Below are 17,607 nucleotides of genomic sequence, written 5' to 3'. Positions count from 1 at the left end.
TGCGGAGGCCGTTCAGCGGTCGACCGGATACCTCGGCCCCTGGCGTGGCGGAACTCGGAGCCCTGAGCGAGGCGCCGGGCGAACCGGAACGCGCGGAAGCGTTGCGCGATGCCCTCGTGGCGCGGGCGGCCGAGGACCCGGAGTTCGCCGCCGCGATGGACGCGTGGCTCCGCGGGGCGCCGGCGTTGTCCGAGGGCTCGGTGACCAACACGATCAGTGGCGGCACCCAGCACGGTGCCGTGGTCCAGGGGCGGGACTTCTCCCACCTCACCTTCGGGGGGCCTCCGGCCCCGCCCACGCTGGGGAGTTGACGTATCCGGCCGGTACTTCGGGTGCGGGGCACGGGTGCACCGCGCCCGAAGGCCGGTCGCGAGGTTCGCCGCGGGACGGCTGGTTTTCCGGTGCACCCGTCCGGGGCCCGCCTGGTATTTTGCAGGTCACCGTCAGTGATTCGGCAGCTACCGGAGGCGTTCGTGACCCGCAGATGGGAAGCAGATCCGTCCGCGCTGTTCGTCAGGCGCCTCGGCAAGTCGGCGGCGGAGCTCGGCAATTCGAAGGACGAGGACGACTGCCCGGACATCTGGCAATTGAGCACTGGCGACGTCGCCGTGATCGGTCGCGATCTCACCGACCACTACCGGTCGCACCTGCCGGACGGGGTGAGCCTGGGGACGGACGAGCGACTGGTCGTCATCCCGGGCAACATGCTGAGTGAGGCGAAGGCGGACATCCCCGATGCTTGATCTCCTCGCTCCTGAGCTCCCCGACGAGCTGGGAAGGCGGGTGTCCCAGGAGGATTACAAACGCGGCTTCCGGGAGCGGCGGGCTGCGATCCGTGACCGCGCTGCCTGGAAACTCGAGCGCTTGCAGCATTTCGAGGAGACGGACGACGACAGCCGAGAAGCGCTCCGCCAAGGGGACTGGCCGACTGTGCTGCGGCTGTTCGAGGCGGAGCGCGACGCTTTGGTGCGCAGGGCCCGGGACGATGCGGCGCGGGGAGTGGTCTTCCACCGTATCCGTGTGGTCGAGACGCCCGTGACGCCCTACGTGCAGTGGGAGTTGCACTGGCTCCGGCTGACGGCCCAATGCGGGCATTCCGTTCGCGTTCTGCCCGCCTCCGCCGTTGCGGCGAGCGAGGCCGGGTCGCCGCTGCCGGAACTGGTCCTGCTGGACGAGAGCACGCTCTACCGGGTGCTGTACACCGACGCCGGCCGGCCGGACGGCGCGGTCCGCTTCACCGACCCCGGCACGGTGCGGAACTGGTCGGCGTATCTGCGCGAGCTGTACGCGGCTGCCGAGGACGTCCAGGAGTACTTCCATCGCGTCGTGGCCGCCCTGCCGCCGCCGCCCCCGGCCTGACCAGGGCATCGACCGACATGCCGACCGAGGGAAACGGACCGGCCGGGAGAAACGGACCGGCCGGGAGAAACGGACGCGCCGGGGACGCGCGGAACGACCTCTCCGGGTCGTCCCACGATGTCGTACAGGCGGGGAGCGTCACCGGTGGCATCCACTTCCACCGGGGAGCCGCCACGGAGCCGCCGAGGCCCGTCCCGCGCCAGCTCCCCGGCGACATCAACACGTTCGTCAACCGCACCACCGAACTGGCCCAGCTGAATGCCGCGTTGGCCGGACGAACCGGTGGGCACGCTGCTGCCTCCCTCCACACGGTGGCCGGTACGGCGGGTGCGGGCAAGACCTCGCTGGTCCTGCACTGGGCGCACCAGGTCAAGGACCAGTTCCCGGACGGCCAGCTCTTCGTCGACCTCCGCGGCTACGACCCGGGTGACCCGGTCACCGCCTCCCAGGCGCTGCGGCGCTTCCTGCGGGCGCTGGGCGTGGCGGCGGCCGAGCTTCCGAGGGACGTCGACGACGCGGCAGCGATGTACCGTTCGCTGCTCGCCGACCGCCGGGTTCTGATTCTGCTGGACAACGCGGCGACGGTCGGCCAGGTCCGGCCACTGCTTCCCGGTGGTGGAGAGAGCCTCGTCGTCGTCACCAGCCGAAGCCGCCTGGCGTCCCTCTCGGTGCGTGACGGTGCCCACCGGATCACTCTGGGCACTCTTCCGGGGCCGGAGGCGGTCGCGCTCCTGCGGGCGGTCACCGAGGGCTACCGACCCGAGGACGACGCGGGCGAACTCGCGGAGCTGGCCCGCCTGTGCGCCCATCTCCCGCTCGCTCTGCGGATCGCCGCCGAGCGGGCCGCCAGCCACCCGCACATGCGGCTGGGCGAGCTCATCGACGATCTGCGGGACGAGTCCGGTCTCTGGGACGCCCTCAGTACCGGTATCGACGAGGAGGCCGAAGCCGTCCGCTCGGTCTTCGCCTGGTCCTACCGCGCACTGTCGGCGCAGTCGGCCCACCTCTTCCGGCTCCTCGGCCTCCACCCCACGGGGGAGTTCAGCCTCGCGGTCGCCGCGGCCCTCGGCGAACTCCCTGCCGGCCGGGCCCGCCAGCTGCTCGACGATCTCGTCGGTGCCCACCTGCTGGAACAGACCGCCCCGGACCGGTTCCGGTTCCACGACCTCCTGCGTGCCTACGCCACTGGCCTGGTTCAGTCGGAGGAGTCAGCCGACCAACGGCAGGCGGCGAGCGCGCGCGTCCTGAGCTGGTACCTCCACACCGCCGACGCCGCCCAGAGCTGGCTCTACCCGTCCGAGGACCACCTGCCGCTGGCGGAACCCCCGCCAGGCGTCACGCCGCTCGTATTCACCGACTACAACGCCGCCGTCGACTGGTCGGAGCGGGAGCACGCCAACTTCCTCCCCGTCGTGCGGGACGCCGCCCGAAGCGGACTGGACCGGACCGCCTGGCAGCTGGCGACCCTCCTGTGGTTCGCACGGCCCCCTTCCGCGTCGGAGCGGGACTGGCTGGAGACGGGCCGCATCGGAGCGGAGGCAGCCGCGAGGCAGGAGGACCCGAGGGCGCAGGCCCGGCTGCTCATCAACACCGGCATCGCGCACAGGGCCCTGAACGACTTCTCCGAGGGCCTGGACGCACTGGGGCGAGCCGTCACCCTGGCCCGCAGCGCGCGGAGCCGGACCGACGAGGCCAGGGCCCTCAACCTCATCGGGCTGATCCAGCTGCGCAGGCGTGAACTCGACCGGGCGGAAACGCATTTCGTGCAGGCCATGTCCGTATTCCGCGACCTGGGTGACGACCGGCGAGCCGCCACCGCACTCTCCAACATCGCCGCAGTGCGCCTGAGCGCCGGCCGCCTGCCCGAAGCAGCCTCGGCCGTCGACGAGGCGCTGGCTGTGCACAGGGCGCTGAGGGACCGGGGAGGTGAAGGCAACCTCCTGAGGATCGCAGCCGAGCTGCGACTCGAAGAGGGAGACACGGAGGGCGCACGGCACTCCGTCGACGAGGCACTCGACATCGCCCTCGCCCTCCGCGACCACACCCGGGAAGGCTTCTGGCTCCTCACCCTCGGCGACGTCCAGCACGCCACCGCCCGGTACGGCGACGCCCTGATCTCCTACCAGCGCTCGGCGATGCTCCACCGGCGCCTCGGCGACCGCAGCCGCGAAGCCCTCGCCTGGCGCGGCACGGGCCGGACGCACGCGGCGATGGGCCGCCACGGTGAGGCCGTCGCCTTCCACCGCCGAGCCGCCGCCGTCCACCGTGCCCTCGGCGACACCTGGCAGCTCGCCCTCGAACTCGACCACCTGGCCACCGCCGTCCGGGGCGAGGACCCGGAGGCCGCGCGCGCCCACTGGGCCGAAGCCCTGGAGTGCCTGAGCGCTTGCACCGACCCCAGAGCCATGTCCGTCCGTGCGCGGGTGGCGGCGCTGGTGGCCCGGTCCGATGGCTGAAGGCGGCATCGGGCGGGCGCAGGAGCGAACCGTCCCTCAGACGATCTCCGGCGGTGGCGTCGGCGCCCCCGGCAGCCGGATGACCGCCTCCGTGCCGTCGCCGTCCGCCGCCGGGCGCAGCGCGACCTCGCCGCCGGACTGGTGGACGGAGCGGGCGACGATCGACAACCCGAGGCCGGAGCCGGGGAGCTGGCGGGCGGAGGGGGAGCGCCAGAAGCGCTCGAAGACGTGCGGGAGGTCGTCGGCGGGGATGCCGGGGCCGTGGTCGCGCACCTTCAACTCGCCCCGGTCGAGCGTCACCTCGATGGTCCCGCGCGCCGGGCTGAACTTCACCGCGTTGTCCAGGACGTTGACGATCGCCCGCTGGAGGGCGGCCGGTTCGCCGCGTACGTACCAGGGGGCCAGCTCGGCGGTGATGGTCAGCTCGGGGCCGCGCAGCCGGGCGCGCTGCAGGGCGGTACGGGTGATGTCGTGCAGGCCCACCACCTCCAGCGGGCCGGGCTGGGCGGCGTCGGGGCGGGCCAATTCCTGGAGGTCGCCGATGAGTGCGGCCAGCTCCGTCATCTGGGCGGTGACCGAGGCCATCAGGGCCTTGCGGTCGTCGGGCGGGATCGCCCGACCGGTCTCCTCGCTGCGGGCCAGCAGCTCGATGTTGGTGCGGAGCGAGGTCAGCGGGGTGCGCAGCTCGTGCCCGGCGTCGGCGATCAGCTGCGACTGGCGGTCGCGGGAGGACGCGAGCGAGGCCGTCATCGAGTTGAAGGAGCGCGACAGCCGGGCGATCTCGTCCTCGCCCTCCACCGGGATGCGGACGGTCAGGTCCTCGGTGCGGGCCACGTGCTCGACTGCCAGGGTCAGTTCGTCCACCGGGCGCAGCCCGGAGCGGGCGACCCACGTGCCGGCCGCCCCGGCGGCGACGACGCCGATCCCGGAGACGAGGAGCAGCAGCCAGGCGAGCGCGGAGAGCGGGTCGTCGACCTCGCTCATCGGGCGGCCGATGGTGACGGCGGTTTCGGTGGGAGGATCGGTGAGCAGCCGGTAGGTGTAGACCCGCATCCGTTCGCCGTTCTCGGCCGTCTCGGTGTGCAGGGCGTACCGCTCCCGGCCGTCGGCGACCGCCGTGTCGGCGTCGGTCACCGGGATCTTGGCGGAGTCACCGGCGGAGCACGCGGTGCCGTCGGAGTCGATGAGCTGGACGGTGACCCCGGGCACGAAGGGCGGCATCTGTCCCTGCCGGCCGGAGTTGCAGTAGCCGAGCAGGGCGTTGGCGGAGCCGCTCCCCAGCCGGGAGCTGCGCAGCGAGTCGTCCATGCGCTGTTCCAGCTGCTGCTTGGTCACGAACCAGCACGCCACCGCGACCGCCGCCACCGCGACGGCCACCGCGAGCGCGACCAGCAGGGCGAGGCGGGACCGGAGCGGCAGGGTGCGGAGCCGGTTCAGCAGGCGCCTCACCCCTCACCGCCGGAGCGCAGGGCGTACCCCACCCCGCGCACGGTGTGCACGAGGCGGGGTTCACCGGCGGCCTCGGTCTTGCGGCGCAGGTACATCACGTACACGTCCAGGGAGTTGGAGCTGGGCTCGAAGTCGAAGCCCCAGACGGCCTTGAGGATCTGTTCGCGGGTGAGGACCTGGCGCGGGTGCGCGAGGAACATCTCCAGCAGGGTGAACTCGGTACGGGTCAGCTCGACGGGCCGGTTGCCCCGGGTGACCTCGCGGGTCGCGAGGTCCATGCGCAGGTCGGCGAAGGAGAGCACGTCGTCGTCGGTGATCTCCGTGCTCGCCGCCACCGCGTAGGAGCTGCGGCGCAGCAGGGCGCGGATACGGGCGAAGAGCTCGTCCAGTTCGAAGGGCTTCACGAGGTAGTCGTCGGCGCCCGCGTCGAGGCCGGTGACCCTGTCGCCCACGGTGTCGCGGGCGGTGAGCATCAGGATGGGCGTGGTGGTCCCGGTGGCCCGGATGCGGCGTGCGGCGGTGAGGCCGTCCATCCGGGGCATCTGGATGTCCAGCACGATGAGGTCGGGGTGGTACGCCTCGGCCTTGGCGAGGGCGTCGTAGCCGTCGACCGCGACCTCGGTGGCGTACCCCTCGAACGCGAGGCTGCGCTGGAGCGCCTCGCGTACGGCGGGTTCGTCGTCGACGATCAGGATGCGCTGCGGACCGTCTTCGGCGGGGCTCATCGCTCGGCGTCCTCTCTCGGCAGGCGCGGTCACGCGGTGCGCGGCTGCTCTTCGCGGGTGTGGGTGGTCTCAGCCTCGCACGCCGGGCGGGCCGACCGGGGACGCGTCGACGGGGATGCGCCGACGGGGATGGGCCGACGGGGATGCGCCGGGTGACCGCCCGGGTCCGTCAGGAACCGTCGCCGGAGCGCAGGGAGTCCAGGTCGGCCTTGACCGTGTTGACCGGGATCGCGAAGCCGAGGCCGACGCTGCCCGCGCTGGAACCGCTGGTGCTGCTGGACGAGCTGGGGGAGTACATCGCGGAGTTGATGCCGATGATCTCGCCGTTCATGTTGATCAGCGCGCCGCCGGAGTTGCCGGGGTTGAGCGAGGCGTCGGTCTGCAGGGCCTTGTAGGTGGTGGTGGAGGAGCCGGTGTCGCCGTTGAACTGCTGGCCGCCGAACTCGAACGGCCACTGCTGCCCGCCGCTGCCGCCCTGGCCGCCGAAGCCGCCGAAGCCGCCCGAGCCACTGGAGTCGGAGCCGCTGGAGCCGGAGTCGCCGTCCTCCTTGGCGACCGTGACGTCACGGTTCAGCGCGGAGATGATGCCGCTGGTGACGGTGCCGGTCAGGCCCTCGGGGGAGCCGATCGCCACGACCTGGTCGCCGACCGCGACGTCGGAGGAGTCGCCGAGGGTGGCCGTCTTCAGGCCGCTCGCGTTCTCCAGCTTGATGAGGGCGAGGTCCTTGTCCGGGTCGGTGCCGACCACGTCCGCGGTGTAGGTCTTGCCGGTGGAGAGGGTCACCTTGATCTCGGAGGCGCCGGTGATCACGTGGTTGTTGGTGACGATCTCGCCGTCCGAGGTGACGACCACGCCGGAGCCGGTGGAGTCGCCCGCGGTGGAGGTGGCGCCGATCTCGACGATCGCGGGGGAGACGGCCGCGGCGACCCCGGCGACGGTGCCCGCGCTGCCGGCCGAGACGGTGGTGCCGCTGACGACGCTGCTCGCGCTGGTGTTGCTGGAGCCGTTGTCCGCGAGGTCGCCGACCAGGGTGGCGGTGCCGCCGCCGATCGCCGCCGCCGCGATGGCGACCGCCGCGAGCAGGGCGTAGGGCCGCTTCACCTTCCGCGCGGGCTCCTGGGGGAGCGGCGCGGGAGCGGGGTAGCCCGCGTACTCGGGGAAGTCCTGGAACCCGCCGCCACCGCCCGCACCGGCCGCCGCACCGCCCGGCCAGACGGTGGTCCCCGGTTCCAGGGCGACCGGCTGCGCGGGCTCGTACGCCGGGGGAGGCGGGTACGCGCCGCTGCCGGAGGACACGGGGGCGGAGGCCGCGGCGGGAACACCGTGGGCGCTCTCGGCGGGGTACGACTCGGTGCCGTACGAGTCGCTGCCGTACGTGGGATACGTCGGGTACTCGCCGCTCGGGCGGGGGCTCTCAGTCATGGGGAAAGCGTGTCCGGGCAACATGAGAAGAGCCTGAGCACCCGCTGAGAAGCCGGGCAGAAGCTCGTAGGGGCCGGATAAGGCGTGTGCCACGATCCGAGTGCCGGGGGCCCCGCAGACCCGCGGACGCGGGGGAGGACCGGTGGGCGCGGGAGGCCACCCGGCCGGACGGGTCAGCCACCCGGGTTGGCCGAGCCGTGGTCCGGGGGCCCTCCGCCTTCGGCGAAGAACTGCCAGAGGGTGAAGAGGGTGACGAGCTGGGCGAGGAGATACGCGATCTGCAGAGAGAAGTAGCGCATCTGGTACACCGACAACAGGAGGCCCAGCCAGCTCTGCCAGTAGCGCCGCTCGCTGCGGAAGACCAGCAGATCGAAGACGATGCTGGTGAGGGTCAGGACCAGGAGCATGCTCACGGCATAGAGCGCGAGGTTCGTCTGGTCTTCACGAGTCAGCCAGTTGCCGACGGCGTCAGCCCCTATGGGGAGGGTGTAGGCACCCGCCAGGGGCAGAATCCGTACGGGACCGCGCCGTCCGGGTAGCTGCCGCCACAGCGCGCCGAGCAGGAAGCCCGCGGCGGCCCACGCTATCTCCCAGTAGAGGGCCTGCACGGCGATGTTCGGCAGCCCGAACTGCCAGTTGAGCGTCGATGTCAGGAACTCGCCGTTGAAGCACTCGGCCCACACGAGGAGCGCGGTGGCGGGCAGGCCCACGACGGACGCGATGCGGGCGGCCCGCCGCCCGTCGGCCCACCAGCCTCCGCCGGTGCCGAGCGCGAGCGCCGCGTCGACGACCGAGACGTCGGCGGGCAGCCGGTCGGTCACGCCGGCGGACGTCCGCCAGCGGTGCAGGCTGCGCAGTTCGCTTTCGAGGCTCCGCCGACTGTGCGGCTCCTCGTCCGACTGCCCCTGATCCAGACGGCGGAGCTGCGCGTGGATCTCCCGGAACCTGCGCGCACGATCGAGCAGCACCCGCTGCTGCGAGGGAGCGATGGCCGACCGCAGGTCTGTGCCGGAACGCTGCAGCGGCTGGTCCAGTACGCCCCTGCCCCGGCACAGGGCGATGACCGCCGCGAGCGAGCCGAGATGCAGGAAGAACCACAGGCCGGACATGGTCGCGTTGCCCACGAAATAGCCCAGGCTCAGCCCCACCAGCAGAGGGAAGAGCAGCAGCAGCCACCCTTCGTCCACGGCTTCGAGGTCCTGCGGTGGGGGCACCGTTCGGCGCGAACGGGCCCTGAGGACTCCGAGCACGACGAGACCGGCGAGAATCCACCACACGATACCCATCCACCAGTCCTGGCTCTCGACCGCGAACCAGGCGAGGTCCCGCCGCAATGCCTGAAGGTGGTCGGCACCGTAGCGGAGGTCGACCTGGGCGCTGAGCCACGAGGCGCGCTGCCACTCCCGCTCACTGGTGGCGGCGGCGCACAGGCCGATCACCGCCACGGCGAGCACGAGCAGGGGCGCGGTCCAGCGCAGCGACAACTCCCGGGGCCCGGAGGGTCCCACGGAACTCGCCGCGGAGCCGGGCTTCAACAGCCCGACGGCGTCGGCGAGCCGCCAGCCGGAGACCACGCATCCCAGAACGAGGAGGGCGAAGACGCACCCCGTGGCCGTGAAGAGTGCGATCACCGCCTTGTCCGGCGACGAGACGGTGAGGAAGGCGTTCGCCGTGAGGCCGAAGGCCCGGGGCCACAACGCCACCGCGACCCCGGGCACGGTGAGGGCGACGGCGGCCAGCCAGACGGACAGGCGCCTGCTGCGGCCGAACACGAAGAGGGTCCAGCCGAGCACGAGGTTGATCAGGAGCCCGTCATGAGCCTGTTGTCGCTCCCACGCGCCCGCGTCGACGAGCCGCCGCATCACGCTGTAGAACACGTTGTCGCCCACGGAGAGGAGAACCAGCACCACGCACACGCGCACCCACCGGCCGGCTGTCCGCAGGGCGACCGATTCGCCCGGTGACAGCGGGCCGGCTCTCCTTGTCCTGCGGACCGCCAGGAGAAGCACCGCCGCCGTCGACAACTGCCACGGCAGGCCGCTGGTGTCGTTGCCGAGGCGGAAGCGCAACCGCTGCTGCTGTGCCGCCCAGGAACGCTGCCACGGAGGGTCGAGGCGCACCGACACGTGCGGCATGCCTTGACCGGCCTTCTGCCGCCATGTCAAGCCGTTCTCGCCGGTCTTGGCCGAAGGTCTCGGTGTGGCCGAAAGGATGCTTGACGCTCCCGGCTTCACGGTGGCGGAGGTCCAGTGGGCCTGGGACAGTGCCGCCGGGTGGAGGCTGATCTTCCAGAGGTCATTGCCGACGGCGACGTCCCAGGGGCCGACCCAGAGCACGTCCTGGTCGTTCGCCCAGCCGTAGGCATCGACCTGGACGCGGACCCCGCCCTTCTCGGAAGTGACCTCGGGGTGACCGGAACGCCACTCGGTCCACCACTGCGCCTGGCCGTCACCACCGCGCAGCAGGCACCGCATCGCCCGGCGGTAGCCCTCGGAGTCCCTGCCCAGCAGAAGTCCGGAGGAGAACGGCCACGCTGCCGGGACGTGGATGGTCATCCGGCTCAGTATCTTGGTCTCCGTACGGTGTCCGTCGTCCAGTTCCACGGACGCGCTGACCGACGCCGCGGACAGCCGGTCGCTTTGGCAGACGTCCTCCGCCGCTTGGGCGGGGGCCTGCCCGGAGACGAGAAGCGCCCCGAGCAGAAGTGCGAACAGCACGGCGACGCGGTATCTCAACCTGTTCCCCCTGAAGCCCGGTCGATCATGCTCATGATGAACGCGGGGCCTCCGGGTGAGAAGGCGTTTACCGGGCGGATCGGCCGGGCCTGCCCCAGCCCCCGGCGGGGTCCTACGACCGCAGCGGCGAGGGCTCTCCGCAGCCGCAGGACCTGCGGACCACCAGCGCGGACGGGAACTGCTTCAGCCGCTCCCGCCGGGAGCCGGAGACCCGCAGCGAGTCGTCGAGCACCAGGTCGACGGCGGCGCGCGCCATCGCCGGGCGGTCCGAGAAGACCGTGGTCAGCGGCGGGTCGGTGAGCCCGGCTTCCTTGACGTCGTCGAAGCCCGCGACCGCCAGCTCGCCGGGCACGTCGATGCGCAGCTCCCGGGCCGCCCGCAGCACACCGATGGCCTGGTCGTCCGTGGAGCAGAAGATGGCCGGCGGCCGGTCGGGCCCCGCGAGCAGGCCGAGGGCCACCTGGTAGGCGTCGTAACGGTTGTACGGGGCCTGGAAGAGGCGGCCCTCGGTGGAGCGGCCGGACTCGTGCATCGCCCGGCGCCAGCCCTCGACGTGGTCGGCGACCGGGTCGCCGACGGACGGGGTGGACTCCACGCCGCCCAGGCAGGCGACGTAGGCGTAACCGTGTTCCAGCAGGTGGCGCGTGGCGAGCTGGGCGCCGCCGACGTCGTCGGTGACCACCGCGACGTCGTCGATGGCCTCGGGGCGCTCGTGCAGCAGCACCACCCGGGCGTCCCACGCCTCAATCTCGGCCGCGGCCCGCTCGCTGGGGCCCTGGCTGACCAGGATCAGCCCGGAGACCCGCATGCCGAGGAACGCCCGGAGATAGTGGACCTCGCGCTCGTCGCGGTAGTCGGAGTTGCCGACGAGGACCATCTTCCCGCGCTCGGCGGCGGCCTGTTCGACGGCGTGCGCCATCTCCGCGAAGAACGCCTGCCGGGCGTCCGGCACGATCATCCCTATGAGGTCGGTCCGCCGCGACGCCATCGCCTGGGCAACCCGGTCGGGCCGGTAGCCCAGTTCCTTGATGGCGGCGAGTACCCGCTCGCGCGTGGCCGGGGCGACCGGCCTGGGTCCGTTGTTGATGACGTAGCTGACGACCGCGGTCGACGTACCCGCCAGTCTCGCCACATCGTCCCGCGTCACCTTGGCCACGCGCGGCAGTCTACGCGGATGGAACCAAGGGGTGTCCCGCGCATCCACCACGGACCACGGGACACCGTGCTCACCTCTTGACGTGCTCCACCACGGGCTCTGCGGCCGTCTCGGCCGTCTCGGTCCGGTCCGCAGGCGCGCCGCCCCCGGGCGCCGGGTTCGCGGACGCCTGCTTGCGGCTCTCGGCGGACCGGTCGGCCTTCTCCGGTGCGACGAAGCGGTAGCCGACGTTGCGGACGGTGCCGATGAGCGACTCGTGCTCCGGGCCGAGCTTGGCGCGCAGCCGCCGTACGTGGACGTCGACCGTGCGCGTACCGCCGAAGTAGTCGTAGCCCCAGACCTCCTGGAGCAGCTGGGCGCGGGTGAAGACCCGGCCCGGGTGCTGCGCGAGGTACTTGAGCAGTTCGAACTCCTTGAAGGTCAGGTCGAGGACCCGGCCCTTGAGCTTCGCGCTGTACGTCGCCTCGTCCACGGAGAGGTCGCCGTTGCGGATCTCCATGGGGGAGTCGTCGGCGGTGATCTGCTGGCGCCCGGTGGCGAGCCGCAGCCGGGCCTCGACCTCGGCCGGTCCCGCCGTGTCCAGCAGGACGTCGTCGATGCCCCAGTCGGCGGTGACGGCGGCGAGGCCGCCCTCGGTGACGACGAGGATCAGCGGACAGCCGGGGCCGGTGGAGCGGAGCAGCTGGCAGAGGGAGCGGACCTGCGGCAGGTCGCGCCGTCCGTCCACCAGGATGACGTCGGCACCGGGGGTGTCGACGAGAGCGGGTCCCTCGGCGGGGGCCACCCGCACGCTGTGGAGCAGCAGACCGAGGGCGGGAAGCACCTCCGTCGACGGTTGAAGGGCATTCGTCAGGAGCAGCAGTGAACTCATCGCCGCCCACCTGTCTCGGTCGTCGGTCGATCGTGGTGCACGTTTCGCTCGCCCATTACTTCGGTCCTCCTCGTTCCCTGCGAGAGGGGCACTCCCGGGTTCGGACCCGGGGGAGAGTGCGGCAACACTTCGTACTGCGGTGCGGCTGTACGACCAGGCCCTGCGGCATTCGTCATACAGGTTTTACGGATGCGGCCCCGCGCCCTGGGACCGCTGAGCTTGTTGAAACGTCTCCGTAACAACGCTCGGAAAGCACAAAAGGATCCGGGGGCTTCTCTGCCCGGATCCTCTTCGCAGCAGAATAGCCCACATGAGTTCACTCTCCGAGGGTCGATTCGTGAGTTCTTCTGTTCCCTTGATCACGCGAACCCCGCAGTACGCCACATTGCTCACCGATGACGGCGTCCCGGTGGAGGCGGTGTACGAGCCGTGTACGGCAGGTTCCGGACGGGGTGCGGGAGGGGTCGTGGAGCAGCCGGCGATCGTGGTCGCACACGGCTTCACCGGCTCACTCGACCGGCCCGCCGTCCGACGCGCCGCGAGGGTGTTCCTGCAGCGTGCGGCGGTGGTGACCTTCTCTTTCAGGGGCCACGGAAAGTCCGGCGGAAAGTCCACCGTGGGGGATCGCGAGGTCCTCGATCTGGCCGCAGCGGTGGCCTGGGCGAGGTCCCTGGGACACCGCAGAATCGTTACGGTCGGGTTCTCCATGGGCGGTTCCGTGGTGCTCCGGCAGGCCGCCTTGTATACGAAGGAATCCGTAGGCAATGAGGGGGCCGTTCGGGGGGTGGCGAAATCCGCCGGCCCCGCCCACGTGGACGCGGTGATCTCCGTCAGCTCCCCGGCCCGCTGGTACTACCGGGGCACCGCGTCGATGCGGCGGCTGCACTGGGTGGTCACCCGCCCCACCGGGCGGCTGGTCGGCCGGTACGGGCTCGGCACCCGCATCCACGACCAGGACTGGGACCCGGTGCCGCTCTCCCCGGTGGCGGCGGTCCCGCTGATCGCCCCGGCACCGCTCCTGGTGGTGCACGGCGACCGCGACCCGTACTTCCCGCTGGACCACCCCCGGATGCTGGCCGGTGCGGCGGCCGAGGGCGCGGCCGAACTCTGGCTGGAGCGGGGCATGGGACACGCCGAGAACGCGGCGGACGAAGCGCTGCTGGGCCGGATGGCCGACTGGGCCGTCGGCGCGTGACCCATCATGGACAGCGCGCGCGGAACGACCGGGCGCGTGGTTCCGCGTGACGCATGTGGCTCGTGCGACGTGTGTGGCGCGTGAGACAGGACGACGGACGGACGACGAAAGGGGTGCCGCCATGGCGGCGGGCACGATCCGCTACTGGGCCGCGGCCAAGGCCGCCGCGGGTACGGCCGAGGAGCCGTACGCGGCGACGACACTGGCCGAGGCACTCGACGCCGCGCGCGGACGTCACCCCGGAGAGCTGGTGCGTGTGCTGATGAGGTGCTCGTTCCTGGTCGACGGCGATCCGGTCGGGACGCGGCGGCATGAGACGGTACGCCTTGCCGAGGGCGGCACGGTCGAGGTGCTCCCGCCGTTCGCAGGAGGGTGAACCGGAGACGATGAGCAGCGCACAGAACAGGGACCAGAGCGGCCCCCGGCCGCAGGACCGGGAGCCGTACGCGTACGGCGGCGGTGAGGCGTACCCCGAGCACGCCTACCCGGACCAGCCGTACCCCGGCACCCCCGCCGCCGCACCGGCGTACGGGGAGCAGGGCCACGGCGGGTACGGGCAGCAGACTCCGGGGCAGTCCCCGGGGCAGGCGCCCGCCTCCTACGGCGTCGCCGAGGACACCGGCGCCGCGCAGACCTGGCAGGGGCAGACCTGGGACACCCAGTACCAGCCCACGGTCCAGCCGCAGCAGCAGTTCCAGCAGGCCCAGCCTCCGCAGCCCCCGTCCCCGCAGCAGCAGTTCCAGCAGGAGCAGTTCCAGCAGCAGGGTTACGGGCAGCCGGTCCAGCCGGAGCAGCAGCCGGGCTACGGGCAGCCGGGGCAGGCCCGCGCGCACGCGGCGCAGTACCCGCCGAACCCGTACGAGCAGCCGCAGGCCCAGCAGCCGTACGGGCAGCCCCAGCAGGCGTACGGCCAGGCGCCGTCGCCGTACGGGCAGCAGCAGGCGTACGGGCAGCCGCAGCAGGCGTACGGGCAGCCGCAGCAGGCGGTCGTGCCGGACGCGGCGGAGACCGCCTTCCTGCCGCCGGTCGTGCCGGACGCGGCGGAGACCGCCTTCCTGCCGCCGGTCGTCGGGGCATCGGCGTCGGCGGCGTCGGGTTCCTACCCCCTGCCGCCCGAGGTCCCGGTGGCCCCGGCGACCGCCCCGGCGACCGCCCCGGCGACCGCCCCGGCGGCCCCGGCGCCCGTACCGGCGGCGGCCACGGCCGCTCCGGCCCAGGCTCCCGCGCGGCCCGGTGCGGACGGCTACAGCACTCCCACCACGGTCGGCAACGCCCGGATCACCGACGCCCAGCGCGCCCGGGCCGAGGGCCGGTCGCCGATCATCGCGCCGGGCATGCAGCCCGCCGCGCTGACCGCCGTACTCGGCCTGCTGCTGGCGCTCGGGGCCTGGATCGGCTCGTACGCGCTGGCCGTCCCGCTGGTGCTGCTCCAGGCCGTGACGGCGGCCGGGTGGTTCCGGCTCAACGGCATGTGGCCGGCCCGGCAGGGCATCGCGCTCGCCTTCCTCGGCGGGTTCGTCGCGGACGTCGCGCTGCTCGCCGCCGGCCGCGAGCACGGCCCGGCCGCCCTGCTCGGCACGCTCGGCGTCTGGGTGCTGCTCAGCCTCGTCCTCCAGCTGCGGAGCCACGCGGGGGCGGACGAGCGGATGTACGGGCTGATGGCCACCGTCGTGTCGGCGGCCCTGGCCGTGCTGGCGGGCGGGTACCTCGCGGCGGAGCCGGACGTGGTGGTGGCGGGCGCGATCGCCGTCGCCGTCGCCGCGCTCGTACGCGCGGTGCCGCTGCCCGGAGCGGCCTCCGTGGTCGCGTCGCTGTTCGCCGCCACCGCCGCGGGTGCGCTGGTCGGCGGCCTCGTCGGACTCGGCCTGGGGAGCGCGGCGCTGTCCGGGCTCGCGGCGGGCGTGTGCGCGCTCGTCGGTCTCCGGGCGGCCAGCTACGACTACCCGTCCCGGTTCGTCCACATGACGGCCGGTGTGGCGCTGCCGCTGACCGCCGCGGCACCGGCCGTCTACCTCGTCGGCCGCATGATCGGCTGACGACCGCACGACGGTCGCGCTGAGGTGCGGCCGATCTTTCCGGCGCCTGCGGGAACCGACCGGGTCCCCCGCTTCGTCGCTCACTCCGGGCTTTCCGCAGCCGTACCAGGCACGCGGGAAGCCCGGATTCCGTCGGGCGAGAGTGGGAGAAGTACAGGCATGCGCGCACTGCGAATACTGCTGATCGTCGTCGTGGTGCTGGGGGGCCTGTTCGTGGCCGTCGACCGGCTCGCCGTCCACTTCGCCGAGAACGAGGCGGCGGACCGGATCGAGTTCACCGGTGCCACGGCCGCCTCCACCGACGTCTCCATCCACGGCTTCCCCTTCCTCACCCAGATCGCGGGCCGCGACCTCGACCAGGTCGACATCACGCTCAAGGGCATCGAGGCGGGCACCGACGGCGACACCGTCCGGATCAGCGAGCTGCGGGCCGAGCTCGACCGGGTCGCCATCGGCGAGGGGTACACCAGCGCCCGCGCCGGTCTGGTCCAGGGCACCGCGCTGGTGAGCTACGACGACCTGACCGACGCCGCCGAGGACGGCGTCACCGTGCGGTACGGCGAGAACGGCAAGGTGAAGGTCACCGGCACCGTGCAGGTGGGCGGCGAGGACCTCACCCGCAGCGTCGTCTCCTCGGTCACGCTGGTCGACGGGCGTACGGTCCGGGTCCACGCGGACACGGTGCCGGGTGAGGACATCCCCGGCCTGGAGCAGCTGGTGCGCTCCCGCACCGACTTCGAGCGGAGCGTCGGCGGACTGCCCAACGGCGTGGTGCTGAAGAAGATCGAGGCGCTTCCCGAGGGCCTGGAGCTCTCCGTGGAGGCCACCGACATCGCCCTCGCCGGCTGACGTCCGCGAGCCGGGCGTACGAGAGCGGTCGTGCGGGGGCGGTCGTGCGGGGCGCGGGGGCGGCCGTGCGGCGCATGTGACCGGATGGTGAGACGGGGGTGTCCGTACCGCAGATGCGGCGCGGCCCCCGTTCTCCCGGAGGGGGAGTGGAAGGCGAGATTCCGCTTCTGTGTCTCGCATCGCGGACGATCCTGTCTCATCATCCGACATGCCGGTGACAGCTCCGCCTCCGCCTCCCTACGATCGGACACATGAAACGACAGGCGGACCTCACGAAGCGGCGGGCAGTAGACCTGTGCCGCGTCGCCGCCATGCTCTGTCGCACCTTCTGAGCAGGACGTTCCGTTCCGTCCCGCTTCCGTCCGGCCCCTCGACCGTTGAACCGTCGGGGCCGGCCCGTGCCCCCGGTGCACGCCCACGCCCCGCGTCCGCGTGCACCCGCAGCACTCTTCACTCCGCATGACACCGCCGCAGACTGCCCCGGAGGAGAACAGCATGAGCCGCAGCGACGTACTGGTCGATGCAGACTGGGTCGAGGCCCACATCGACGACCCGCAGGTCGCCATCGTCGAGGTCGACGAGGACACCTCGGCGTACGAGAAGAACCACATCAAGAACGCCATCCGGATCGACTGGACGAAGGACCTCCAGGACCCGGTCCGCCGTGACTTCGTCGACCAGGCCGGCTTCGAGAAGCTCCTGTCGGAGAAGGGCATCGCCAACGACACGCTGGTGGTCCTCTACGGCGGCAACAACAACTGGTTCGCCTCCTACGCGTACTGGTACTTCAAGCTCTACGGCCACGAGAACGTCAAGCTCCTCGACGGCGGACGCAAGAAGTGGGAGCTCGACTCCCGCGACCTGACCGACGCCGTCCCGGCGCGCCCGGCCACCGCGTACAAGGCCAAGGCCCAGGACGAGTCGATCCGCGCCTACCGCGACGACGTCGTGGCGGCCATCGGCACCCTGAACCTGGTCGACGTGCGCTCCCCCGACGAGTTCAGCGGCAAGCTGCTCGCCCCGGCGCACCTCCCGCAGGAGCAGTCGCAGCGCCCGGGCCACGTCCCCGGCGCCCGCAACATCCCGTGGTCGAAGAACGCCAACGACGACGGCACCTTCAAGTCGGACGACGAGCTCAAGGCCCTCTACGAGGACGAGCAGGTCGACCTGTCCAAGGACACCATCGCGTACTGCCGCATCGGCGAGCGCTCCGCGCTGACCTGGTTCGTCCTGCACGAGCTGCTCGGCCAGGAGAACGTCAAGAACTACGACGGCTCGTGGACCGAGTACGGCTCCCTCGTGGGCGTGCCGATCGAGCTCGGCGCCAACAAGTAATTCGCAGGACCCCCGACC

At 72.1% G+C, this 17,607-nt stretch carries 16 protein-coding genes; 10 read left to right on the top strand and 6 right to left on the bottom strand.

Features of this window, described 5'->3' with window-relative positions:
* Positions 1-44 precede the first annotated feature (44 nt).
* The 4 genes from ACFWEE_RS14705 (at position 45) to ACFWEE_RS14690 (ending at position 3,815) form a co-directional block, all read left to right on the top strand.
* Positions 45-311 (top strand): hypothetical protein, encoded by a 267-nt coding sequence (locus ACFWEE_RS14705; RefSeq protein WP_386889152.1) that lies wholly within the window; start codon positions 45-47, stop codon positions 309-311.
* A gap of 162 nt (positions 312-473) precedes the next feature.
* Positions 474-743: a hypothetical protein gene (locus ACFWEE_RS14700; protein ID WP_386889151.1), complete on the top strand. Its 270-nt coding sequence runs from the start codon at positions 474-476 to the stop codon at positions 741-743.
* A complete protein-coding gene (locus ACFWEE_RS14695) occupies positions 736-1,359 on the top strand; it encodes a DUF6879 family protein (RefSeq protein ID WP_386889150.1) in 624 nt (207 codons plus the stop codon). The genes ACFWEE_RS14700 and ACFWEE_RS14695 overlap by 8 nt, the downstream gene beginning before the upstream one ends.
* 17 nt (positions 1,360-1,376) lie before the next feature.
* The gene (locus ACFWEE_RS14690) at positions 1,377-3,815 is read left to right on the top strand and encodes an ATP-binding protein (RefSeq protein ID WP_386889149.1); all 2,439 of its coding nucleotides are present in this window, start codon (positions 1,377-1,379) and stop codon (positions 3,813-3,815) included.
* A gap of 36 nt (positions 3,816-3,851) precedes the next feature.
* On the opposite strand, the gene ACFWEE_RS14685 is transcribed toward ACFWEE_RS14690, so the two are convergent.
* The 6 genes from ACFWEE_RS14685 to ACFWEE_RS14660 all read right to left on the bottom strand — a co-directional run bounded on the left by ACFWEE_RS14685 (position 3,852) and on the right by ACFWEE_RS14660 (position 12,174).
* On the bottom strand, positions 3,852-5,264 hold the full coding sequence (locus tag ACFWEE_RS14685; RefSeq protein WP_386889147.1) for a sensor histidine kinase: 1,413 nt from the start codon (positions 5,262-5,264) through the stop codon (positions 3,852-3,854).
* Positions 5,261-5,989: a response regulator transcription factor gene (locus ACFWEE_RS14680; RefSeq protein ID WP_386889146.1), complete on the bottom strand. Its 729-nt coding sequence runs from the start codon at positions 5,987-5,989 to the stop codon at positions 5,261-5,263. Before ACFWEE_RS14680 ends, ACFWEE_RS14685 begins: the two co-directional genes overlap by 4 nt.
* 169 nt (positions 5,990-6,158) lie before the next feature.
* On the bottom strand, positions 6,159-7,412 hold the full coding sequence (locus ACFWEE_RS14675; protein ID WP_386889145.1) for a S1C family serine protease: 1,254 nt from the start codon (positions 7,410-7,412) through the stop codon (positions 6,159-6,161).
* A gap of 173 nt (positions 7,413-7,585) precedes the next feature.
* The gene (locus tag ACFWEE_RS14670; RefSeq protein WP_386889144.1) at positions 7,586-10,129 is read right to left on the bottom strand and encodes a DUF6185 family protein; all 2,544 of its coding nucleotides are present in this window, start codon (positions 10,127-10,129) and stop codon (positions 7,586-7,588) included.
* A 130-nt stretch (positions 10,130-10,259) separates the two neighbouring features.
* Positions 10,260-11,303: a LacI family DNA-binding transcriptional regulator gene (locus ACFWEE_RS14665; protein ID WP_386889143.1), complete on the bottom strand. Its 1,044-nt coding sequence runs from the start codon at positions 11,301-11,303 to the stop codon at positions 10,260-10,262.
* A 70-nt stretch (positions 11,304-11,373) separates the two neighbouring features.
* The gene (locus ACFWEE_RS14660; RefSeq protein ID WP_386889142.1) at positions 11,374-12,174 is read right to left on the bottom strand and encodes a response regulator transcription factor; all 801 of its coding nucleotides are present in this window, start codon (positions 12,172-12,174) and stop codon (positions 11,374-11,376) included.
* A 310-nt stretch (positions 12,175-12,484) separates the two neighbouring features.
* On the opposite strand from ACFWEE_RS14660, the gene ACFWEE_RS14655 reads away from it, so the two are divergent.
* The 6 genes from ACFWEE_RS14655 (at position 12,485) to ACFWEE_RS14630 (ending at position 17,589) form a co-directional block, all read left to right on the top strand.
* Entirely contained in the window at positions 12,485-13,369 is an 885-nt protein-coding gene (locus ACFWEE_RS14655) for an alpha/beta hydrolase (RefSeq protein WP_386889140.1), read from the top strand.
* Between the two features lie 121 nt (positions 13,370-13,490).
* Positions 13,491-13,745: a MoaD/ThiS family protein gene (locus tag ACFWEE_RS14650; protein WP_386889138.1), complete on the top strand. Its 255-nt coding sequence runs from the start codon at positions 13,491-13,493 to the stop codon at positions 13,743-13,745.
* Positions 13,746-13,755: 10 nt separating this feature from the next.
* Positions 13,756-15,405 (top strand): hypothetical protein, encoded by a 1,650-nt coding sequence (locus ACFWEE_RS14645; protein WP_386889136.1) that lies wholly within the window; start codon positions 13,756-13,758, stop codon positions 15,403-15,405.
* Positions 15,406-15,564: 159 nt separating this feature from the next.
* The gene (locus tag ACFWEE_RS14640) at positions 15,565-16,254 is read left to right on the top strand and encodes a DUF2993 domain-containing protein (protein ID WP_386889135.1); all 690 of its coding nucleotides are present in this window, start codon (positions 15,565-15,567) and stop codon (positions 16,252-16,254) included.
* A 251-nt stretch (positions 16,255-16,505) separates the two neighbouring features.
* Complete coding sequence (locus tag ACFWEE_RS14635) at positions 16,506-16,586, top strand: putative leader peptide (protein ID WP_350310325.1); 81 nt, start codon at positions 16,506-16,508, stop codon at positions 16,584-16,586.
* Positions 16,587-16,749: 163 nt separating this feature from the next.
* Positions 16,750-17,589, top strand: coding sequence for a sulfurtransferase (locus ACFWEE_RS14630; protein ID WP_327176568.1), 840 nt, complete (start codon positions 16,750-16,752; stop codon positions 17,587-17,589).
* Positions 17,590-17,607 lie beyond the last annotated feature (18 nt).

This window comes from Streptomyces sp. NPDC060184, assembly GCF_042728795.1.
GTDB lineage: Bacteria > Actinomycetota > Actinomycetes > Streptomycetales > Streptomycetaceae > Streptomyces.
This window is presented reverse-complemented; position numbering and strand designations above follow the sequence as displayed.